This is a genomic window from Vibrio sp. 10N.286.52.C3 (assembly GCF_041468865.1).
GTDB lineage: Bacteria > Pseudomonadota > Gammaproteobacteria > Enterobacterales > Vibrionaceae > Vibrio > Vibrio crassostreae_C.
Window position 1 is genome coordinate 1 of sequence record NZ_JBFRJM010000014.1, and the last position, 22,467, is coordinate 22,467.

General features: G+C 43.6%; 20 protein-coding genes and 6 tRNA genes. 22 read left to right on the top strand and 4 right to left on the bottom strand.

What is annotated here, in order from left to right; all coding sequences use genetic code 11:
* Positions 1-55: 55 nt before the first annotated feature.
* Positions 56-129: transfer RNA gene (locus AB4138_RS05570), tRNA-Cys, on the top strand.
* A 75-nt stretch (positions 130-204) separates the two neighbouring features.
* On the opposite strand, the gene AB4138_RS05575 is transcribed toward AB4138_RS05570, so the two are convergent.
* On the bottom strand, positions 205-993 hold the full coding sequence (locus tag AB4138_RS05575) for a lipase family protein (RefSeq protein ID WP_017064543.1): 789 nt from the start codon (positions 991-993) through the stop codon (positions 205-207).
* A 349-nt stretch (positions 994-1,342) separates the two neighbouring features.
* Between AB4138_RS05575 and AB4138_RS05580 the strand changes: the two genes are divergently transcribed.
* The 9 genes from AB4138_RS05580 (at position 1,343) to cobA (ending at position 7,527) form a co-directional block, all read left to right on the top strand.
* Positions 1,343-1,429, top strand: a tRNA-Leu gene (locus AB4138_RS05580).
* A gap of 67 nt (positions 1,430-1,496) precedes the next feature.
* Positions 1,497-1,570 (top strand) — tRNA-Cys (locus AB4138_RS05585).
* Positions 1,571-1,616: 46 nt separating this feature from the next.
* Positions 1,617-1,692 (top strand) — tRNA-Gly (locus AB4138_RS05590).
* A gap of 80 nt (positions 1,693-1,772) precedes the next feature.
* Positions 1,773-1,859, top strand: a tRNA-Leu gene (locus AB4138_RS05595).
* Between the two features lie 64 nt (positions 1,860-1,923).
* Positions 1,924-1,997 (top strand) — tRNA-Cys (locus AB4138_RS05600).
* Between the two features lie 625 nt (positions 1,998-2,622).
* Entirely contained in the window at positions 2,623-5,196 is a 2,574-nt protein-coding gene (gene nirB / locus AB4138_RS05605; protein ID WP_017071488.1) for a nitrite reductase large subunit NirB, read from the top strand.
* A gap of 14 nt (positions 5,197-5,210) precedes the next feature.
* On the top strand, positions 5,211-5,534 hold the full coding sequence (gene nirD / locus AB4138_RS05610) for a nitrite reductase small subunit NirD (protein ID WP_017066844.1): 324 nt from the start codon (positions 5,211-5,213) through the stop codon (positions 5,532-5,534).
* A 123-nt stretch (positions 5,535-5,657) separates the two neighbouring features.
* The gene (locus AB4138_RS05615; protein WP_372305227.1) at positions 5,658-6,473 is read left to right on the top strand and encodes a formate/nitrite transporter family protein; all 816 of its coding nucleotides are present in this window, start codon (positions 5,658-5,660) and stop codon (positions 6,471-6,473) included.
* 277 nt (positions 6,474-6,750) lie between these two features.
* A complete protein-coding gene (cobA, locus tag AB4138_RS05620) occupies positions 6,751-7,527 on the top strand; it encodes a uroporphyrinogen-III C-methyltransferase (RefSeq protein WP_372117128.1) in 777 nt (258 codons plus the stop codon).
* Between the two features lie 51 nt (positions 7,528-7,578).
* Here the strand turns inward: cobA and AB4138_RS05625 are convergent, their stop codons facing one another.
* Entirely contained in the window at positions 7,579-8,076 is a 498-nt protein-coding gene (locus AB4138_RS05625; protein WP_050546503.1) for a DUF4174 domain-containing protein, read from the bottom strand.
* A 323-nt stretch (positions 8,077-8,399) separates the two neighbouring features.
* Here AB4138_RS05625 and AB4138_RS05630 point away from each other — a divergent pair, with 323 nt between their 5' ends.
* From AB4138_RS05630 to AB4138_RS05640, 3 genes are all read left to right on the top strand, one after another.
* The gene (locus tag AB4138_RS05630) at positions 8,400-8,873 is read left to right on the top strand and encodes an NYN domain-containing protein (protein ID WP_010429860.1); all 474 of its coding nucleotides are present in this window, start codon (positions 8,400-8,402) and stop codon (positions 8,871-8,873) included.
* An 80-nt stretch (positions 8,874-8,953) separates the two neighbouring features.
* Positions 8,954-9,619, top strand: coding sequence for a response regulator transcription factor (locus AB4138_RS05635; RefSeq protein WP_017062555.1), 666 nt, complete (start codon positions 8,954-8,956; stop codon positions 9,617-9,619).
* The gene (locus tag AB4138_RS05640; RefSeq protein WP_017064547.1) at positions 9,616-11,001 is read left to right on the top strand and encodes a sensor histidine kinase; all 1,386 of its coding nucleotides are present in this window, start codon (positions 9,616-9,618) and stop codon (positions 10,999-11,001) included. The genes AB4138_RS05635 and AB4138_RS05640 overlap by 4 nt, the downstream gene beginning before the upstream one ends.
* A 184-nt stretch (positions 11,002-11,185) precedes the next feature.
* On the opposite strand, the gene AB4138_RS05645 is transcribed toward AB4138_RS05640, so the two are convergent.
* Entirely contained in the window at positions 11,186-12,490 is a 1,305-nt protein-coding gene (locus AB4138_RS05645) for a dicarboxylate/amino acid:cation symporter (RefSeq protein WP_017062553.1), read from the bottom strand.
* 559 nt (positions 12,491-13,049) lie between these two features.
* On the opposite strand from AB4138_RS05645, the gene AB4138_RS05650 reads away from it, so the two are divergent.
* The 7 genes from AB4138_RS05650 (at position 13,050) to AB4138_RS05680 (ending at position 20,259) form a co-directional block, all read left to right on the top strand.
* Entirely contained in the window at positions 13,050-15,146 is a 2,097-nt protein-coding gene (locus tag AB4138_RS05650) for a TonB-dependent siderophore receptor (protein WP_017064548.1), read from the top strand.
* 193 nt (positions 15,147-15,339) lie between these two features.
* Complete coding sequence (locus tag AB4138_RS05655; protein ID WP_372305230.1) at positions 15,340-16,107, top strand: DUF3450 domain-containing protein; 768 nt, start codon at positions 15,340-15,342, stop codon at positions 16,105-16,107.
* Positions 16,107-17,483, top strand: coding sequence for a MotA/TolQ/ExbB proton channel family protein (locus AB4138_RS05660; RefSeq protein WP_372305233.1), 1,377 nt, complete (start codon positions 16,107-16,109; stop codon positions 17,481-17,483). Before AB4138_RS05655 ends, AB4138_RS05660 begins: the two co-directional genes overlap by 1 nt.
* Positions 17,483-18,043 carry a MotA/TolQ/ExbB proton channel family protein gene (locus AB4138_RS05665; RefSeq protein WP_048608208.1) on the top strand — a complete coding sequence of 187 codons (561 nt, stop codon included), beginning with the start codon at positions 17,483-17,485 and terminating at the stop codon, positions 18,041-18,043. The genes AB4138_RS05660 and AB4138_RS05665 overlap by 1 nt, the downstream gene beginning before the upstream one ends.
* On the top strand, positions 18,040-18,444 hold the full coding sequence (locus AB4138_RS05670) for a biopolymer transporter ExbD (RefSeq protein WP_004731145.1): 405 nt from the start codon (positions 18,040-18,042) through the stop codon (positions 18,442-18,444). Before AB4138_RS05665 ends, AB4138_RS05670 begins: the two co-directional genes overlap by 4 nt.
* Before the next feature lie 19 nt (positions 18,445-18,463).
* Entirely contained in the window at positions 18,464-19,084 is a 621-nt protein-coding gene (locus tag AB4138_RS05675) for an energy transducer TonB (RefSeq protein ID WP_372305236.1), read from the top strand.
* The gene (locus AB4138_RS05680) at positions 19,081-20,259 is read left to right on the top strand and encodes a lipopolysaccharide assembly protein LapB (protein ID WP_032547615.1); all 1,179 of its coding nucleotides are present in this window, start codon (positions 19,081-19,083) and stop codon (positions 20,257-20,259) included. Before AB4138_RS05675 ends, AB4138_RS05680 begins: the two co-directional genes overlap by 4 nt.
* 129 nt (positions 20,260-20,388) lie before the next feature.
* Here the strand turns inward: AB4138_RS05680 and AB4138_RS05685 are convergent, their stop codons facing one another.
* Positions 20,389-20,709, bottom strand: coding sequence for a hypothetical protein (locus tag AB4138_RS05685; protein ID WP_017064552.1), 321 nt, complete (start codon positions 20,707-20,709; stop codon positions 20,389-20,391).
* 448 nt (positions 20,710-21,157) lie between these two features.
* On the opposite strand from AB4138_RS05685, the gene AB4138_RS05690 reads away from it, so the two are divergent.
* Positions 21,158-21,787: a PepSY-associated TM helix domain-containing protein gene (locus AB4138_RS05690; protein ID WP_372305239.1), complete on the top strand. Its 630-nt coding sequence runs from the start codon at positions 21,158-21,160 to the stop codon at positions 21,785-21,787.
* A gap of 97 nt (positions 21,788-21,884) precedes the next feature.
* Complete coding sequence (locus tag AB4138_RS05695; protein WP_372305242.1) at positions 21,885-22,403, top strand: DUF2271 domain-containing protein; 519 nt, start codon at positions 21,885-21,887, stop codon at positions 22,401-22,403.
* The last annotated feature ends 64 nt before the right edge of the window (positions 22,404-22,467 follow it).

Consider the following 22,467-nt stretch of genomic DNA (forward strand, 5'->3'; position numbering starts at 1 on the left):
TTATTACCTCGCTTGGTATTGATCAAAAGAGTTGTTCTCTTAAAACACTATTGAAGGCGCCTTGGCAGAGTGGCTATGCAGCGGATTGCAAATCCGTGGACCTCGGTTCGACTCCGGGAGGCGCCTCCATAATTCAGAAAAAACCAGTCCTAGTGACTGGTTTTTTCGTTTCTGGCCCCGCTAAAAGCTTCCTACGTACCCATTTCAATGCTTATCAAAGAAATCTTTGTTACGGATATACTTGCTCATCAAGTGGTAAGAGAAAGGTCTTATCAGCCAACTAAAGATAGAGCGACCAAGGCGGATTAATGTAGGAGTGTTCTCATAGATTCGTCCGTTATAAAGCCAAAGCACTTTACCTACATGCCAATAGAGCAAAGGAACCGGTGGCATGAAGGTCACGATGTCGATGTCACAGCAAATTCGGTAGGTCTTCTTACTCATGCGATAGTGCTTTCGAAAGCTCCAATCACCAATGGCGGGTTGGCCAAAAGTCACTATTCGTTTAATACAGCCTGGGTACTTTTGATCAAAGTAATCAGCGAAGACACAACCGATAGCGCCTCCGGAAGAGTGGCCAGTAATAGACACTCTTTTTCCTTGTTCGATGAGAGGTGTGAGCGTGGCTTCCAAGCGCTCAATAACGGTTAAGCCAAGCTTATCTTCATTACGACTTGGCTGGCTCTCTTGAAACATTAGATGGTAGAAACCCGCATGCACACGATAATTGAGCCCAATTCTCTTACAGCTTCTTGTCCATAGAGCAAAGGTTAGTAGCCAATCTGAGATACTGTGCGATCCTTTGATTACCACAACCACTTCATCTTTGTCGCTACTCCACAACACTCTAATCATGGTTTTACCAAACTGGTTCTTGATGATGCGTTGTCCATTAGGGTCAAAACCATAGCGAGTCTGCTTAAAAACTCTAGGGTAGGCGAGGTTACAAAGAACGGCATAGCGCTCATATTGATATCGTTTTAGTGGTTTCACATGTTTACTTCTTAATAAGAGTTACTTCAAACTCTAATCGTTGAATGTGAAAAGCACATGAAAACGCCATTTGCTTGGTTTAAAACAATAAAATCACCGCATTCAATTGGTATTTGAATCAATGGTTGTCAGTGATTTGTCCGTTTAAATTAGAAATCCAAGTATAAGAACCGTACAAGCTGCACTAAATTTATTCTTTTGAGTTCGATAATTAATCACCTGAATTAAAAGATAAAATTTATTGTTGACGAATTTTTTCCTTCCGTTAAAGTACACCTCGTTCTCACGGCTTAGGTCGCTGAGAGATGGTGTTTTTACTTTTCAGTAATCGGCCTCGCGAGATTGCGTTGCCCTGGTGGTGGAATTGGTAGACACAAGGGATTTAAAATCCCTCGGCGTTCGCGCTGTGCCGGTTCAAGTCCGGCCCGGGGCACCATCTATCTAGCTTCTACATTTTGAGTAGAGTGATGAACAAAGAGTTGTTCTCTTAAATCACTATTAAAGGCGCCTTGGCAGAGTGGCTATGCAGCGGATTGCAAATCCGTGGACCTCGGTTCGACTCCGGGAGGCGCCTCCATTCTTTCTCTTAGTTTGATAAGTTAAGAGATAATAAGAATGAAAATGCGATACTAGCTCAGTTGGTAGAGCGCAACCTTGCCAAGGTTGAGGTCATCGGTTCGAACCCGATGTATCGCTCCAAATTTTGTAGTGTTGATTCATTTCGACATTAAGATGGTGTTTTACTTTTCAGTAATCGGCATCGCAATAAAGAATTGCGTGCCCTGGTGGTGGAATTGGTAGACACAAGGGATTTAAAATCCCTCGACGTTCGCGTTGTGCCGGTTCAAGTCCGGCCCGGGGCACCATCTATTTGATTATTACCTCGCTTGGTATTAATCAAAAGAGTTGTTCTCTTAAAACACTATTGAAGGCGCCTTGGCAGAGTGGCTATGCAGCGGATTGCAAATCCGTGGACCTCGGTTCGACTCCGGGAGGCGCCTCCACTATTCAAAGTTGAAAGGCCAGCAGAAATGCTGGCCTTTTTGCTATCTGAAATTCTAAACCCTCATGCTATGTTCAAACTTCCACGTATGCTCTCTAATCAGTAGCACCACTAGGAACAAGCTATATCAGATCACTTTTGTGCCGGTCTTTTCCTTATGTAAACCTATCATTTGCTAAACAACCAACAGCATCTGTTAACCAATTGCGCCGTTTGTGAGTGGAATGAGTGGGGAATGGAAAAGGGCGACTGTCTTTTGCGTCATTAAATTCTTCATATTTATACATAGTTGCTCATGATCCTGTAACGCTTTCATGAGTTATTACACTTATTATGACCACAAATGAAAATGATTGTCATTTACTTGTGTTGCTGCTAACCTATTGTGAAACTTTACAACATCTTATCTACTGCACGAAAGTGTATATAAAACCCCGCTAAACCTTATTAAACCTACGGTTATTCGTTTGCTTCGTTTGCTTCGTATGATAAATCAGCAGATCTACCTCTTTTGTCCTACCCCTTTAGGGTAGTTCGATTTCGTAATTGATTTACATCATATTTTCATTTTCTTTCATAATTCATTATTCGCTCAGTTAAGAAATATATAACCTTCAGGAATTCTTATGAGCAAGATGAAGCTAGTCGTAATCGGTAACGGGATGGTCGGCCATCGCTATATCGAAGATTTAGTCGAGAAGACAGACGTTGCTAACATGGACATCACAGTCTTCTGTGAAGAGCCTCGCGTAGCCTATGATCGTGTACACCTTTCTTCTTACTTTTCACACCATACTGCGGACGAACTTTCTTTAGTTAAAGAAGGCTTCTACGAGAAACACGGCATCAACATGCTGATCGGTGAGCGTGCTATTAACGTTAACCGTGAAAAGAAAACAGTTTACTCAAGTACTGGTCGTGAAATTCAATACGACAAGCTAATCCTTGCTACAGGTTCATACCCATTCGTTCCGCCAATCAAAGGTAACGAAGGTAAAGACTGTTTCGTTTACCGCACAATCGAAGACTTGAAAGCTATCGAAGCAACCGCTAAGAATTCTAAATCTGGTGTGGTTGTTGGTGGCGGTCTACTTGGTCTTGAAGCTGCAGGCGCACTAAAAGCTCTTGGTGTAACCACGCACGTTGTTGAGTTTGCTCCAAAGCTAATGGCTGAGCAGCTTGACCAAGCGGGTGGTAACCAACTTCGTCAAAAAATCGAACGTATGGGCGTTAACGTACATACAAGTAAGAACACGCTTGAGATTGCTCCTGAAGGCACTGAAGCTCGTAACGTAATGCGCTTTGCAGACGGTACAGAGCTAGAAACTGATTTCATCGTATTCTCTGCTGGTATTCGCCCACAAGACAAACTTGCTCGTCAAATGGGGCTGGGTATTGCACCACGTGGCGGTATCGAGATTAATGATCACTGTCAAACGACAGACAAAGACATCTACGCAATCGGTGAGTGTGCGTCTTGGAACCAAACGTTCTACGGCCTAGTGGCTCCTGGTTACAAAATGGCAACGGTAGCGGTTGACCACGTTGTTGGTAACGAAAGCACATTTGAAGGTGCTGACATGTCTGCGAAGCTTAAGCTTTTGGGCGTGAAAGTAGGCTCTATCGGCGATGCGAACGGTCGTACTCCTGGCTGTAAGAGCTACGTTTACCAAAACGAAGAACAAGAAGTTTACAAGCGTCTAATCGTTTCTGAAGACAACAAGAAGCTGCTTGGTGCAGTAATGGTTGGCGACACGTCTGACTACGGTGATCTTCTACAGCTTATGCTGAACGAAATCGACCTACCAGAACACCCAGATGCATTGATTCTTCCTGCTCATGCTGGTGCTGAAAAGCCAACACTTGGCGCGGATTCTCTTCCTGAGTCTGCTGTTATCTGTTCTTGTTTCGATGTGACTAAAGGCAAGATCGCTCAAGCGGTTGCTGAAGGTCACCACACAATCGGTGATATCAAAGCAGTAACAGGCGCAGGTACTGGTTGTGGTGGTTGTATTCCACTAGTGACTTCAGTACTAAACGCTGAACTTGCTAAAGCTGGTGTTGAAGTGAAGAACGACGTGTGTGAGCACTTTGCATACTCTCGCCAAGAGCTTTTCCACCTAATTCGCATCGAAGAAATCAAAACGTTCGATGAGCTATTAGAGAAATACGGTAAAGGCTACGGCTGTGAAGTATGTAAGCCTCTAGCAGGTTCTATCCTTGCTTCTTGCTGGGGTGAACACATCCTTAAGCCTGAATTAGTGAAGCTGCACGATACCAACGACAACTTCCTAGGTAACATGCAAAAAGACGGTACTTACTCTGTAATCCCTCGTATGGCGGGTGGTGAAGTAACACCTCAAGCACTAAGCGTTCTTGCTGATGTTGCTGCTGAATACAACTTGTACACCAAGATCACAGGTGCACAACGTATCGGCCTATTTGGTGCTCAGAAAGATGACTTACCAGCAATCTGGAAGAAGTTAATCGCTGCAGGTTACGAAACGGGTCAAGCTTACGCAAAAGCACTTCGTATGGCGAAAACATGTGTAGGTTCTACTTGGTGTCGTTACGGCGTTCAAGATTCAGTTGGCCTAGGCGTGATGATCGAGAACCGTTACAAAGGCATCCGTACTCCTCATAAGATGAAGTTTGGTGTGTCTGGCTGTACTCGTGAGTGTGCTGAAGCTCAAGGTAAAGATTTAGGTATTATTGCGACTGACGCAGGTTGGAACATGTATGTATGTGGTAACGGTGGTATGAAACCTCGTCACGCAGACTTACTGGCAAGCGACCTAGACCAAGAAACGCTAATCAAGTACATCGACCGTTTCATGATGTTCTACATCCGCACGGCTGCGCCACTACAACGTACTTCGGTATGGATGGACAACCTAGAAGGTGGTGTTGATTACCTACGTGAAGTGATTGTAGACAACAAGCTTGGTATCAATGACCAACTTGAAACTGACATTGCTGGCCTAGTAGATAACTTTGCTTGTGAGTGGACAGACACTATCAACGACGAAGCTCAACTTAAACGCTTTGCACACTTCATCAATGCTGATGACCGTGATGAAAACGTTGTGTTTGTTGATGATGGCCGTGAACAACACCGTCCTGCGACATTCACTGAGAAACACCCTGAAGCCATTACTTCAAAGCATCAGGGCGACATCATTCACGTAGAATCTGTTTAAGGGGAGACGACATCATGGCATTTACCAAAGTTTGTAAGATCGAAGACATTATCCCAGGTACAGGTGTTTGTGCGTTGGTTGGTGGTGAGCAAGTAGCTGTATTCCGCCCAACGAAAGCTGAAGAAGTATTCGCGATTAGCAACACAGACCCTTACTTCCAGTCTAACGTGTTATCACGTGGCTTGATTGTTGAGCACAAAGAAGAGCTTTGGGTGGCAAGTCCACTTAAGAAACAACGCTTCAACCTGACAACCGGTGCGTGCATGGAAGACGAGAACTTCAACGTCAAAGCGTACAAAGCTCGTGTTACCAAAGGTGCTGTAGAAATCTCTGCTTAATCTTTGGATGAGTAAGATTTGATAGTTCAAGGGTTCTAGTTCTCGATATTGCCTTAACTCGGCAACTAGAGCCTTTTCCTATCCAATTTTAACTTTTAATTTAAACTTTTTAAGGACAACCTTATGTCTCCTGATTACAAACCAGCTGAATTCGTTCAAACGATGATTGATGTGGGTGAAGCGAAAACGAAAACAAGTACTCGCGATCTTCTGATTCGAAGCACTATGGCTGGTATCATCCTTTCTCTAGCGGTTGTTGTTGCTATTACAGCAATGGTTCAAACCGGTATTGGCCTTGTTGGCGCACTTGTGTTCCCAGTTGGCTTCGTCATTCTAAGTGTAATGGGTTATGACCTAGTAACTGGCGTATTCGGCCTTGCACCTTTAGCGAAATTCGACAACCGCCCAGGTATTACTTGGGGTCGTATCCTACGTTGTTGGGGTATTGTTGGTCTTGGTAACCTTGTCGGTTCTTTGATTGTTGCTTTCCTTGTTGCAGTATCACTAACGGGTAACTTCTCTTTAGAACCAAACGCTGTTGCTCAAAAGTTCATTGCTGTTTCTACAGGTCGTAGCCTAGGTTTTGAAAACATGGGTATGGACGGATGGATCACGTGTTTCGTACGCGGTATCTTCTGTAACCTTATGGTATGTCTAGGTGTGATTGGCAACATGACTGCACGCACAGTATCTGGCCGTGTAGCAATGATGTGGTTCCCAATCTTCATCTTCTTCGCACTCGTATTTGAGCACACAGTGGTAAACATGTTCCTATTCCCACTAGGTATGATTCTTGGCGCTGATTTTGGTATCGCGACATGGTTGAACTTCAACCTTATCCCAACAATCCTAGGTAACATCGTTGGTGGTCTATTAATGACGTGTGTTCCTCTATACCTAACTCATGCTAAAACAGCTCCTTCTCTAGGCGCTAAGTAATTCTGAATACGGTGAAACGTAATTTAGTATGAGATTAAGAGCCCCAACAACATGTTTGGGGCTTTTTTAGTTCGAAAGCCCTTATATCATTGCGCAAATTACTCGCAATAGACTGTTTTGTTATAATTACTTCTATCTTCGTTAGTATTTAGACTGAATATTTAATTCAACACCTGATAGTCTAAGGGTTAAGGATTTGGATAAGTCATCATGAATACAGTGACTTATCACATAGATTGAAGCTTGAGATAAAACAAGCAAACCTTCGGAGCACAGCATGTCAGAAGTATCGTCATCGAATGTTAAAGAAATAACCAAAGGATTGGTTTCATTAGTAGGCGCAGGTCCGGGCGACCCAGACTTACTTACGTTAAAAGCGGCACGAGTGATTCAACAAGCAGACGTGTTGGTTTATGACCGTTTGGTATCAAAAGATATTTTGGCGATGGCTAATCCAGAAGCGGAAATGTTGTATGTGGGCAAAAAGCTCGATCATCACTGCGTACCGCAAGATCAGATCAACCAACTATTAGTGACCAAAGCTCAAGAGAACAAACACGTAGTGCGTCTAAAAGGTGGTGACTCGTTTATCTTTGGTCGTGGTGGTGAAGAGTGTGAAACGTTAGCTGAGAATGACGTGAGATTTGAAGTGATTCCGGGCATCACAGCTGCTGCCGGAGCAACGGCTTATGCGGGCATTCCGTTGACGCACCGTGATCATGCACAAAGCGTGCAGTTTATTACAGGTCACTTGAAGAAAGATGGCGAAGATATTGACTGGCAATCTCTTGCTCAGCACAACCATACCATCGTGTTTTACATGGGCTTGAAAGAGAGTCCGAACATTCAGAAGAATCTACTCGATAATGGTATGCGAGCTGACATGCCAGTTGCGATCATCGAAAACGGTACACGCCAAGAACAAAAGGTGTTTAGAGGTGGGTTACGTGATTTAGCTGACCTTGCGAGCGTCGCAAAGAGCCCAGCGCTGATTGTTGTAGGCAGCGTGGCTCAGCTCCATGAAAAACTTGCTTGGTTTAACAAACAAGCTTGATCGTTTGACCTTCTAATTGGATCTCTAAGCCACTACTGAGTCCATCAAGAATCAAATACTGCAGCGGCTGCCTTGTCGCTGCATTTCTTGTTGGCGCATCGGCATTTCGTCAATGATATTGGTGATCTGTTTCCAATCTGTTTTGCCACTCCATCGGTGCTTCTCTTTCCCGTCTTTACCAATCAAAACAGCGGTATGTGATCCTTTCGGGATCTCGTAAATACTGGTGACTGCTTCTAAGTTAAACTCTTCTTCTAACCAAGTTGGGACTGTGTAACCACTCTCAGCAATAACCATAATGACGACATCTCGTTCGTCCAATTGACAGTTATTGAGCAACACTTCATTCAGAAACTCTTTAACGATTGAATCTTCCTTTGGAGCGAAATAAATCACACTGCGGTGTGGCAAAGGCTTTGAGTGAGAATAAGCGGGGTAGGCGAGTACTGAATTGATGGTTAAGCTCATGATTATTACCGTGCTGATGGTCAGTAGTTTAAGCAAACTAAACCAGCTACCAGAGTTTGATGGTTGATTTAAAGTTTGCATCGCTTTGGTTGTGTCGATGCTTACGATCGAATTGTGTGTTTGTCGGTGCAGCATTGCCAACCTCCCTTTAAAAACTCTAAGCCTGAGTACGATTTGAACGCTACGTAAAGAAAAAGGTGAAGATCAGAACCACCTAAGAAACGCTCAAAACAAATCCACTTACAATAAGCATAGTTAGGATTACGTAAAGACACTTAGCTTTACGCTAAAGATATTAGATTTACGTTAACGATAGCTGGCAGGTTCATTTTTATTGAGTAAAGCGACTCGCATTTTACAATTGAATAGAATAGGGTATACGGAAAATCTAAAGGTATGAATTTATGGAAAACATAGCAATTTTGGTCGACGTTCAGAACGTTTACTACACGACGCGCGACAAATACCGTTCTAACTTCGACTATAACCAGTTTTGGTATGTTGCCACGGAAGGGCGTAACGTTATTGCAGCTAATGCTTACGCAATCTCAAGCCAAGATCCAAAGCAGCGTCAATTTCATCATATACTTCGTGGTGTGGGCTTTAATGTGAAGTTAAAGCCGTTTATTCAGCGTCGAGATGGCAGTGCAAAAGGCGATTGGGATGTGGGTATTGCGTTAGACGCGATAGAACTTGCTGAGACGGTTGATACGATTGTTTTGGTATCAGGAGACGGTGATTTCGAAATCCTTGTAGAGCGAATCAAAGAGCGCTTTGGCAAGCCTGTTGAAGTGTATGGTGTTCCCGGGTTAACTGCTCAAAATCTTATCGATTCTGCATCAAAATTTGTACCGATTGAAAAAGATTTTCTTCTATAGAGGAAATCGGGCACTTTATAATTGAAATCAATAATAACGATAATTAGAATGCAAACAGTTCTTATTTATCGGTATGTGTAATGTCTCGCGTTTTAGTTGTTGATGATGATATTCAGTTGTGTGAATTACTGGGTGAAGTGTTAGAAAATGAGGGGTATCACGTTGATACTGTTCATTGCGGTGAATCCGCGCTTGAGTTTATTCAATCTCACCCTGTCGATTTGGTTCTACTCGATGTAATGCTTCCGAACCTAAGCGGCATTCAAGTAGCAAGACGTATTTGTCAGCGTTTTGCTACTCCCATTCTTATGCTAACCGCGCTTAACGACGATGCCTCAATGCTCGATGGCTACCAAGCAGGCGCCGACCAGTACATCGCTAAACCTTTCAATGTTCCTGAACTCCTGACTCGTATAAAGGTGATTTTACGCCGAGTGGGCTTTGAGCGTCAGAGACAATCTTTAGCTTCCTCTAATCACGGCTTGTGTGAACAACTCTCTCGTTTGCCATTAACTGGCACTGAAAAAGACTTGCTTGATTATTTGGTCAAAAATGACGGTATTGTCGTCTCAAAATCTGATCTGCAAATCCATGTACTCAAGAAAGAATTGTGTCCCTTCGATCGTAATTTAGATATGCATATCAGCAATATACGTAGAAAGCTCGTTCAGGCAGGTTTGTCTAAACAACATATAAAAACCGTTCGTGGTAAAGGTTACAGTTACCTAGAGTCGGTCGGAGCATGAGTAAAAAACTGCTGCGTTGCCCTGATTTTATTGCTAAGCGTAAAGACGGACTCACTTTCCAACTGTTCAGTTACCTGACCGTCATTTTGGTGAGTATTTTGATCCTGCAAGGTGTCGCTGAAAGAGCCTTGATGAAAGCGCTGCTTAAAGTCCCAGAATCGGTAAAAGCGGAAATGCTCGACCTTGCTTACCAAGCGAATGTGTTGATCGAAGAAGGGGACATGGATGAACTCGCGGACTGGGGTAATGCTCAGCAGTATTATCTGTTCGTCATTGATAAAGACAATCGTCCGATCACACATCGTCACATGCACCCACATTTTGAATTTAAGCTCAAATACTTAAGAACGTTAGATCACCAACTTAGTGATCGAGTGAGTAAGCCGATCTTCGGCCTACCACTGGATAACGGTAAAACACTGGTTATCCAACTACCGCACCAGTTTCATCCCGCAAAATCTTTTGCGCCATATTCCTATATGCTTAAAGCATTGATTGCATTGGTCGTATTGTCTCTGTTCTCGATTATCATGGCCAAAAGCCTTCAGCAACCGTTGGATAGATTGAGAGAAGCGAGCCGCAGACTGGCTCAAGGTGACTTCACGGTCAGTGTGGTGTCGGAGTTGAACTCCACCACGCGTGAATTCAACGAGCTTGCACACGATTTTGATTATATGACCTTTGAGATTAAATCTCTGGCTGAAAAGCAACGTTGTTTGATTCGTGATGTCTCACACGAGTTAAGAACACCATTAGCAAGGCAAAACCTCGCACTACACCTGCTGCGCAGCAAGGTTGATGATAAGAGCATAGGCTTGCTTGAGCGAATGGAAAATGAAACAGAAGAGATGAACAAGCTGGTGGGTGAGATACTTGAATTTAGCCGCTTAGAAACCTCTCGCTATGACTCCAAGTTAAGTTTAATGCACCTTGAGCACTATTGTTCAATGTTGATCGCGCAGATGCAAAACGATTTAAAACCGAATCAAACTTTGATTGGTTCCCTAGAGACGCCGATATCAATGGTGAACGTTGATGAGAGGCTACTGCTTCGAGTCATTGGTAACTTGGTCGGGAATGCCATTAAATACGCGGGTGAGAACGCTCATGTGGTCGTGACGACATACGAACAGGTAATGGATAGACGTTACAGTGTAATATCTGTAGAAGATGACGGTGATGGTATTCCTGATAACAAGATTGCAGGTATATTCGACCCGTTTACTCGTATTGAATCAGCAAGAGACAAACGGTCTGGTGGCTACGGTCTGGGCCTTGCGATTGTTAAAGAAGCGATGGGTGTGATGAATGGACATGTAACTGCTGAGAATAGAGAAGGTGGGGGGCTGAGAGTGAACTTGATGTTCCCAATCGGTGATTAGCTTTCCCTATTGATAATTACCTTAAATTGATAACTGTCCCAACTCAGTAGTACTGACTTAAGCGATACCCAATAAAAACGCCACTGCATCTGCAGTGGCGTTTTTCTTTATGCGCTTTGGTATGGGCTAGGCGTAGCCATTAATTACGCCTTAGCTCGGAGGCAAGAGCGTCAGAGAAACTAGATTATGCCTGTTGGCGCGCTAGCTTAACTTCTTCTTCTTTCTCGCCGGCTGCAGGGTCATTGAAGCGAGACTCATCAAGAGCACCTTCAGACTTCGCCACGATGATAGATACGGCACTATCACCTGTGATGTTTACAGCAGTACGAATCATATCAAGAAGACGGTCAACCCCCATGATTAGAGCGATACCTTCAAGCGGTAGACCAACTTGGTTCAATACCATCGCTAGCATAACAAGACCAACACCAGGGACACCTGCAGTACCAACAGACGCCAGTGTCGCCGTTAGGATAACCATTAGGTAATCACCCATTGAAAGGTCGATGTTGTACGCTTGCGCGATAAACGCCGTCGCAACACCTTGCATGATTGCAGTGCCGTCCATGTTCACAGTTGCACCTAGTGGTACTGTGAAAGAAGCGACTTTGTTGTCTACGCCCATACGGTTCTTAGCCGTTTCCATAGTTACTGGAATTGTTGCGTTCGAAGATGCTGTTGAGAATGCAAACATGATTGCATCTTCCATCTTACGTAGGAACGTAATCGGACTAAGACCTGTGAATCCTTTAAGCATCGCACTGTAAGTCACCAAGCCATGCAACAGCAGGGTACCAGCAAGCACTAAGAAGTATTCTGCTAGGTTCCAAATTGCACCTAAGCCAAGGCCAGAGAACAGTTTCGCCATCAAGAAGAATACGCCGTAAGGAGCAAGGTTCATTAGTAGCGCAACTAGCTTCATGATCACTTCGTTTAGATCAGAGAAAACTGCAGCGATACGTTCACCGGGTTTGCCCGCTGCACTGATTGCGATACCAAACAACACTGCAAATACGATAACTTGTAACGTTTTGCCCTCAGCCATCGCCTGAATAGGGTTGGTTGGGAACATGTCGATGATTACTTGGCCCAGAGAAGGGGCATCCGCTGATTTGAAAGAGCTCGCAGCAGTAAGATCCGCACCAGCTCCAGGTTGGAACAGGTTACCGATAGTTAATGCTAGAGTGATGGCAACGGCAGTAGTACCGATATAAAGTGCAAGCGTTTTGCCACCCATACGGCCAAGAGTTGATAAGTCTTTAAGAGAACTTGTACCGCACACTAGTGAAACGAAGACTAGAGGCACAACAAGCATTTTTAAACTGGCGACAAAGATTTGTCCGCCCACTTCAAAGAGTCCGTTAACGATGTAGTTGTTAACAAATCCGTTGTCTGCAAAAAGGGATTGAATGGCGAATCCCGTTAATATACCTACGACCATACCGAGGATTACTCGACCAGTCAGAGACATAGGTTTCTTGGTATTCATTTAGAACACTCCTTATTATTTATAACTTTGATACCTTTTCAAAGTGAGCAGGAGATTAGCAGTCGGATAATCAATTCGAAAAACAAAAAATGAGTTTGGAATTATAGATGTGATCAAAATCACTGATAATTGTGTAAATTAAACAAATAAAAACAAAATAATTCACTATTAATTTACATCTATCGAGGGTTTTATACATAAATTTGTCGTTTCAAAGGTAGTAAATAAGAAGAGATAATTTTCTTATCAATCTTCACGTCTTCAATTGACTGAACAAATACCGTTGTTTCAAAAAATTCGGTGAAGATAACCAGTCGATTTACGTCCATGAGCCTTAACTATTTGTATTGAATGGTTTTGTTGAACTCCTCAAATATGACTCACCGACTGGCCTTTACAAAACTTTACGAATGCAAAGAATGTAAATTTAATGCAAATGGTAATAGTTATCACTTATATTCACTCCCGAAATAATTCAGTGGTACCGGCAACGGTTCAGCGAACACATCGAATAAATAACAAAGTGTTCGTCTAAAAGAATAAAAGCGGAGTAAAGGACATGTTTTCAAAGAGCCCATTAGCTTTAGTGATCGGCGCAGTATTAGCTTCACCAGCAGTATTGGCAGAAACAGTAAAAACAGACGAGCATATGGTTGTTGAAGGTCGTGACTACGGTTATAAAGCCGACACGAACACAACAGCAATGCGCATGGAGGCGACTCAATTAGAGACTCCGGGACAAGTTTTAGTAATCGATGAGCAAATCATCGATGAACAGCGTGCAACAACGCTTGGTGACGTGCTTAAGAATGACGCGAGTGTAAGTGCTGGCGGTACAAGCCGTAACCGTGAACGTTTCTCTCTACGTGGTTTCTCGGTAGAAAGCTCTTCGGGCTTCCTTAAAAATGGCCAGCAACATTGGTCTCACTACCGTCAACCAATCGAACTGCTAGAGCGTGTTGAAGTACTAAAAGGACCTTCTGGTCTTCTTTACGGTATTTCTGCACCAGGTGGTTTGATCAACATGGTAAGCAAAAAGCCAACTTACGATACGCAAGTAAGTGTTAGCCAAGATATTGGTTCTAATGACCATTCTCGTACAACGGTAGACGTAAGTGGCGCTTTGAACGACGCTGAAACTCTACGTGGTCGCGCGATTCTATCTAAAGAAAGCTACGGTTCTTGGAGAACTTATGGTGACGGAACTGAACCACAAACAGAACGTTTTGTTGGTGGTGTATTCGTTGATTACGATGTAACTGAAGACGTGACAGTTTCTGTTCATTACGACAAAACTAACGACGAAGGTAGCGTAGATTCTGGCGCTTTATACACGCTAGACGGCAACCGAGTAGGTAGCGACAAGCACATCTGGGATGCACAGTGGTCACAGATCGAGAATGATGTTGAGAACGTTGGTTTTGATATTGCTGCTAACCTGACTGATACATGGTCATTAAAAACAGGTTTCAACTACCAAGATTTCGAACGTATTGATATGGAAAGCTACCCAAGCTTTTCAAATATGAATCCTGATGGTACGGGCACCGTGACTCAAGGCGGTAACTACCGTCATGATAAATGGCGTTTCAGAACGGCTTACGTTGATCTAACAACAACCGCTGATCTTGCGGGCACAGAGCACCAACTATTATTCGGTGCTAACTGGTTAGGCTACAGCTATTACCGTGGTATGGATCGCTTCAGCAGCGCTGAATACGCACCAGATGCAACAGTACCAGCGCCGTCAGTGGGTCCAACATCGCTAGGTAAGATGAGTACTTACGATACTTGGGGCTTCTACATCCAAGATTTGATTACTATTAATGATGAATGGCAAGTTCTTGCGGGTGCTCGTTTCGACCGTAAAGTAAGTGATGGCGTAGCAGAAGAAAATGTAGCGCCTAAGCTTGGCCTGATTTACCACCCAGCATCAAACGGTAGTATCTACGCTTCTTACTCTGAAAGTTTCGAACCACAAGGTGTTGTGTCTAGCGGAAGCCGCAACTACACCAACGATGGCGAACTTCTTGACGCAGCAACGGGCGTGTCTTACGAAGTCGGTACTAAGTGGGAACTGATGGACGAACGTCTATTCGTTTCTGGTGCGGTATTCGATATTACCCAAGAAAACATTTCAATGGATGTAGAAGACACTTCATCAGGCGATTGGACGAAGACACAAGGTGGCGAACAAGTTCACCGTGGTGCTGAGCTAGCCGCACAAGGCTTTATTTCAGAGCGCTTCTCAATGTCTGGTTCTGCAATGTACTTAGATGCTGAAATCACGAACCATGAAACATATGAAGGTAACCGTCCAGTAGACGTACCTGAGTTTGCAGCAAGCGTTTGGTCTACCTATGCAGCAACAAACGAAGTTGATGTGAACCTGGGTCTTATCTACGAAGGTTCTCGTTACGGCGATAGCGCGAACACATTCAAGAAAGACGGCTACGCACGTGTAGATATGGGTGCTGCATACACGCTTAAGTACGACGATTCTCTTGATTTCGTAGCGCGTCTAACAGTCGAGAACGTATTTGATAAAGAATACCTAGCGGGTGGCGGTTCAACATCTTCAAACCACCAATTTGCTGAAGACGTAGTAATCGGCGAAGGCCGTAACTACATGGCGACTTTACAGGTAAAATACTAATTTGTTAGTAGGGTACTATTGTTAGCCTAAATACTAAGGGGAAAGTTTCGACTTTCTCCTTTCGTGATTCTGCTATTCAGTAAAATATCCCTAGTAATGAGAGTGACTTTTAATGATAATGAGAGTGCTTATCAATAATAGTATTTATCAATAAAATGTATTTGACCTTCTTCTATAGTAAATGACTACAATTATGAATCTTTTAAAAACTAGCCTAGCGCTTGCCATCAGTTTGGTTGCAACGTCTTCTATGGCAAACAGCTTGGATCAAGCTCAATCAATTCAAAACAAGACCAATAACGCGTCGGCTTCGAGCCAAAAGGTTATTGATAAAAGCTCACAAGCGACTTTAATGCTGCAAGCTGAGATTGAGCGTCTGCAAGAAGAAGTTAAAAACCTAGAAATCTATCACGATCACCTTGCTGCATTAGTTGAGAGCCAAAACCAAGAAGCTCAAAGCATTGAAGAGCAGATCGAAGAAATCAAATACACACGCCAAGGTGTTGTGCCATTGATGTATCAAATGATCGATGGTCTTGAACAGTTGGTAGAGAAAGACGTGCCGATTAAGAAAGAACAGCGTTTAGAAAGAGTAGAAAAGCTACAAGCAATGATGACTCGTGCTGATGTGAGTGATGCTGAGAAGTATCGTCGTATCCTGGAAGCTTACCAAATCGAGATGGACTATGGCATCAAGCTCGGTGCTTACCAAGGCCGCGTTGCATTGAGCAACGACAGAACGATTGAAGCTGACGTGTTGCACCTAGGTCGTATCTCTTTGGTGGCTCGTAACCTAAATGGCAGCCAATATTGGTCTTGGAATCAAACACAAAATCAGTGGCAAGAGCTAGATTCTTCAATGAAATCTGAGCTAGATAAAGCTTACTACATTGCAAGCCAACAAGCGGCGCCAAGCCTAATTACTTTACCTGTTTCTTTAACTGTTGCGGAGGTTAAGTAATGAACTTAAAGCCATTAGCAGCATTGCTTTGCATTACATCACTTTCATTTTCAGCTTTCTCTGCATCAGATACGACGGCTCAGCTAGTTAATAAAGCAAAATCAGAGAGTCGAACTCAAGCTTCTCACAACGTAGTGCGTGAAGCTGATTTCAAAAAGACAGAACAAGAACTGAAAGCGATCAAAGCTCAGCTTGAAGCGAAGCGTACGTCTATCCAAGGTGCGACAGATGTTCTGACTCAAACGTTCAGTGATAACGAAAACAAGCTTGCTCGCTTAGAAGAGAAGCTGCGTTTAGAAACCGGTAGCTTAGGCGAGCTGTTCGGTGTCGTTCGTCAAAACGCAAAAGAACTCGGCGCAGAGCTTAGCTCAACCGTGAATAGTGTTGATCGTGCTGAACACACTGCAACTGTTGATCAAATCATTGATGCTAAATCACTGCCTTCAATGCCACAGCTGACCGGTTTGTGGATGAGCATGGTTGAACAGATCCAAGCGAGCTCTGAGCTTAGCAAATCTCAAATTGCATTCATTAATGGTGAAGGCAATACAAACAAGGTTGACGCTTACCGACTAGGTTCGATTGGTCTTGTGACAGAGCAAGGCTATGTTAGCTGGAACACTCAGCGTGAAGATGCGATTGCGTATCTGAAACAACCATCGAATGGTCCAACTTTAGCATCGCTATCTACATTAGCGAATGGCGACGTGTCTAACGTGGTTGTCGATCCTTCTCGTGGGTTCATGCTAGAGCAACTAGCGCTAACACCAAGCCTAACTGATCGTCTTCAAGCGGGTGGTGTGGTTGGTAAAGTGATTCTTGGCTTGCTTGCAATTGGCTTAATCATCGCATTAGTTCGTGGTATTTCTTTGGCTATCGCTCGCCAGAAAATTCGCGCTCAACTTAAGAACCCAGAGCAAGCAGGTGATAACCCTCTAGGTCGTGTTCTTGCGGTTTACAATAAAGAGCAAAACCAAACCGTTGAAGCATTAGAACTACGACTTTTAGAAGCGGTAGTGGATGAACAAACTCACTTAGAGAAAGGCTTATCGATGCTTAAGCTATTGGCGGCACTTGCTCCAATGTTAGGTCTTCTAGGTACCGTAACCGGCATGATCGAAACATTCCAAGTGATCACACAGTTTGGTAATGGCGACCCTAAAGTGATGGCGGGTGGTATTTCGATGGCGCTGGTAACGACCGTACTTGGTCTTGTTGCAGCAATGCCTCTGCTATTAGCACACAACATTCTTAGCACTCAGGCTGAAAATATTCGTAATATTCTTGAGAAACAAGGTATTGGTCTTGTTGCTGAGCAGGCAGAAAAGACGGTTGAATCAAAAGCTGTTGTTTCACCAGTTGGGACTGCTGCGTAATGGATATTTTGTCGGGTTCTCTATTACCAGCGAGTTGGTTAACGAGTGACTGGCTGCTGTCTTTATCAAGCTTTATGGAGCAGGGCGGTTTCGTCCTGTGGTGGCTCGCGGCTGTCGTCCTAGTTTATTGGGTGCTTGTAGTCGAACGTGTGCTTTATCTTGCGTTCTACTTTCCAAAGCAGCGCCAAGCTTGGATTACTAAGTGGCATGCAAGAGAAGATCACTCTTCTTGGCATGCCAAAGCCATTCGTGAAGGTTGGTTAGGGCAAGCGAGTATCTTACTTAACCAGAACTTGAACTTTATTAAGCTGTTAGTCGCTATTTGTCCTATGTTGGGTTTGCTAGGTACCGTCACCGGTATGATCTCTGTTTTTGATGTCATGGCGACTCAAGGAAGCAGTGACCCTAAATTGATGGCTTCAGGTATCTCGTTGGCAACGTTGCCAACTATGGCGGGTATGGTTGCTGCATTAGCGGGCATGTTTGTTCACGCTCGTTTAGCGAAAGTGTGTAACCGCTTAGAATTGAAATTAGAAAAATCTTTAAGGAGTCAACGATGAGACTCGGTCGACGTCATTCAAAAAACGAAGAGGCTCAAATAGACCTTACTTCGATGCTTGATATTGTATTTATCATGCTTATTTTCTTTATTGTGACCAGTTCATTTGTTCGTGAATCAGGGGTTGAAGTCAATCGCCCACAAGCGTCTAACGTAGTAAGCCAAAAGGATGCGGGCATCTTTGTTGCGATTACTTCTGCGAATGACATCTTCATCGATAAACGTGTTGTTGATGTTGAACGTGTTCAAGCAACGTTAGAACACTTGTTGCTAGAACAACCTGATGCTTCTTTGGTTATTCAAGCGGATGAACACGCTTACAACGGTACCGTTGTTAAAGTGATGGACGCCGCTAAAGGTGCGGGTGTTAAAAACATTGCACTTGCTGCTGAAAAGCGATGATCTTGGAGGATCTTCATAAATGATTCGCCTATTTCTTGCTTTACCGCTAGCGGGTGCATTGGGCTTAGCTCTGTTTTCTTTTATGGCTTGGATGGTCGATAATGGCCATCAACGTTCACCAGACAACAGTGAGACGTTAAGTTTCAACATGGTAATGGTGGAACAAGAACAAGAAATCCAAAGAAGACAACGTGCAGTCCCTGAAAAACCAGAAATGCCAGAGCCGCCACCGGAAGCGCAAACGTCTCAGTCACAAGCTGAAGTTACGCCTCTGAATTCGATGTCTTCTTTGCCTTCATTGGATTTGAATACATCGATTGATGGCTTAGCGATTAACGCACCGACATTCTCTGATTTTGGGTCAAACCAACAAGCAATGCCTTTGTATCGAGTAGAGCCTCGTTATCCAGCGAAAGCGCTTAAGCGTGGAGCTGAAGGCCATGTGATTATGTCTTTTACTATCGATGAAACGGGACGTCCAATTGACATTCAAGTCACTGACGCAAACCCACGTCGTATGTTTGAACGTGAAGCGATGAGAGCACTTAAAAAATGGAAATATCAACCGAAAGTCGTCGATGGAAAAGCGATAGCTCAGGTTGGTCAAACCGTGAAACTAGAGTTTAAGTTGGCAAAATGATGAAACATATATGGATATTAGTGGGCTTGTTGTTAATGCCCCTTACAACACAGGCACAAGAGCTAACCCAATATACTGCTATTCGTGTTCAAAAGGCGCATAAGCTTGCTCAAGATGAACAGGTTAAACAGGCCATTGACGTACTAGCAGGTTTAGAGCTTTCTAAGGGCTACGACAAAGCGTACGTAGCTCGTATGCTAGGTGTTTTTTACTGGCAAGATGGCAAAACCGATAAGGCGATTAAGCAGCTTACATACGCCGTCGATACCAATTTGCTGGTGGATGAACAAGCTTGGATAACGAAGCGTATGCTTGCGGATCTGTTATTAAACGATCAACAGTTCAAAAACGCGCTTCCACATTACTACGAGTTAGTAAAAACAGCGCCAGAGGCAGAAAAGAAAGACGTGCTTTGGATGCGAATTGCACAAGCGGAATACCAAATCGAAAACTGGTCAAAAGTACTGGTTGCTATTGGTAATCGCGACAAGTTCAATGCGAAATCAGAACTGTCGCCTCTTTCGCTAAAATTGGGTGCACAACTACAGTTAAAGCAATGGAAGCAATCTATTCCAACACTGGAAAGCCTGATTGAACTTCAGCCAGAAAAAGACAACTGGTGGCGTCAACTTGTGGGTATTCAGTTAAGACTAGAGCGTAACCGCGATGCATTGAACACACTAGCGTTGGCTGATCTTCAAGGGGTAGAGCTGAAAAACTCAGACCGCCGATTACTGGCTCAGCTTTATGCTAAACGTGGTATTCCAGAGCGTGCAGCACAAGAGATCGCTAAGTTAGATGATGCGAACAGCGATGTTCAACTCCTGGCTGAGCAAGCAACTTACTGGCAGTTAGCGAAAGAGTGGGACAGTGCTATTGAAGTATGGACGTTAGCGTCTAAAAAGGACACGCAATATCATTGGAATGTGGCTCAATTACTGGTTCAGCAAGGTTACTACGATCGTGCTCTGGTTGTTTTGGATAAAGTGAAAGACAAGAACAAGCAAGCTGATGTTGCTTTAGCGAAAGTACGTTCATGGTACAAGCTAAAGAATCTTGATAATGCTCTTGCTCAAGCGAAACGTGCGAACAACATTGAGCCTTCTTCTGAGGCAAAAGGTTGGATTAAATATCTGACTCAGCTAAGAACAGTGAGTGATAACGGCAACGTCTAACTGCGAATAGCACAACAGAAGACAAGAGAAAGTAATATAGAGAAAAGGGTGTCATTTGATGGTTCAAATGACACCCTTTTTAATTTTGGCGGTTAAAGCTTTTTGAACTTTATCGTTCCAATGCGGCAGTTAAGGCTCGCACATCGTGCCACTAAGCGTCGCACTTTGAATTGCGCCACTGGTGTTAGCGACCCAGTTAATAGTGCAGTCTCGATAAGGGTTCTTAAAGGCATGTAAAGTGTAACCATTATCTAGTGGTTTCTTCGTCTCAACCCAAGCATAGTTTCGAGATGCCCAAAAGCTAATAGGGCGTGAGCGTTCGGTTAGATACTGCTCTTGTGCATCGGTTATGTCTGAACCGATGTATTCTTGGACGTGCTCTTCTGTACTGCTCATTTGGCTACTGCACGCTGTTACAAGCGCGGTAAAAGCCAAAACAATAATACGCATTTCAAAATCCCTTTAAGCCTTATTAGCTATCGTTAAATCGGTTATTAGTCTGTATTTAACAAACCGCATCAACCGAAGAGTCCGCCGTTTGTGTATGATCTTCAAAATGATCCAAAGATCAAATAGCTCCAAAGGTTAATAGTCACGAAGGCAAATAGTCCCAACTTTCATTCCTTAAAGCCACAACTGCTACCTTAAACCAACCTCAATCAAGCATGTTGATAGAGGTTTTTTGAGGATTGACCTTACTATCGATGACCTCAAATACAAGCTATCCATTCCCTTTAGTACAAGTTAGCAAGAATATGCATACAGTTCGATTACTTCCCATGTAATGTTATGTAAATTTCCTTACGCCGCTCGGCAAACGTAAACAATGTAAATTGAATGCCAATACGAATGATTATCAACTAAATTGACGCCATAAAATTTATAGGTATTGGTTTGTATGTCGTTAAAAAGTAGGGCGGTTCAATCATGGGCTCGTCGACTTCATGTTTATATTTCAATGGCACTTCTGTTCGTTGTTCTTTTCTTCTCAGTGACAGGTATCACCCTGAATAGACCTGAGTTATTTGAGTCAAGCCAACCCAATATCCAACGTTCTACTTTAGAGCTTCCTACGAGTTTGTTCACGATCCAAGACGGGCGATTAAAAGCCGACGAAAGTGCCTTCGAAACATTCCTGTTTGAAGAGGCCAATTTATCCGGTGTTCCTTCTGGTTTAGACATCTACGCCGAAATTGAAGACGGTGAGTTGCTGATCGGTGAAGTGTCCATGGACTTCAAAGGACCAGGTTACAACGCATCTGTATTTGTTGATGTGACCTCTGAAATGGTCGAAGTCGAAACCACGAATTACGGCGTGATTGCCCTGTTGAACGACCTACACAAAGGTCGTAACAGCGGTGAGGTGTGGAAATGGTTCATCGATATCACTGCACTACTGATGGTCTTCTTTGTACTTACCGGCGTGTGCTTACTGTTACCTAAGAAAAAAACACTCAATACCTCCATTAAATGGACGGTGTTTGGGTCTGCAATCTCACTTGCTATCTATTTTGTCGCCGTACCTTAACCCTTAATTAGCTTGATGAATCAGGTTTATGAGTCGGTTTGATGAACCAGCTTGAAGAACGAATTAAAGGTTAAACGGATTTAAAAGGTTGTTAAACATGAAAAAAATGAACTGGAACAAGGCGCTTCTTGCTTTATCTCTTTTGCCAAGCCTAGGTATGGCACAAGCGATTTCTGATACGGCAAAACTTGATGTGAGCTTCGAGCTTCCAAAGATTGATACCTCTATGTATGCACGTCCTTATGTGGCGGTGTGGGTAGAGAATAGCGAACGAAAGTCAGTGAAAACCATCGAGCTTTGGGTCGGTAAAGACGAATGGCTTAAGGATCTGCGCAGCTGGTGGAGAAAGGTTGGCCGTTACGATCGTGAACTGGTTGATGCTGTGACGTCTGCAACACGTCCTGCTGGCCAGTACCGTTTCGTGTGGGATGGTAAGAGCGACAGCGGTGAAACGTTAGAACAAGGCGAGTACACGGTTCATATCGAAGTGGTTCGTGAACACGGTGGCCGTAATTACCTTCGCCAAAAAGTATCACTCGCAGATTCAAACATATCTTACGAATTAAAAGCAACGGAAGAGACGGGTGAAATCACCCTGAACTACATCGCTAAATAGTAAGTGCGAACAGTAACTAGTAGTGCGAACAGTAACTAGTAGTGCGAACAGTAACTAGTAAGTA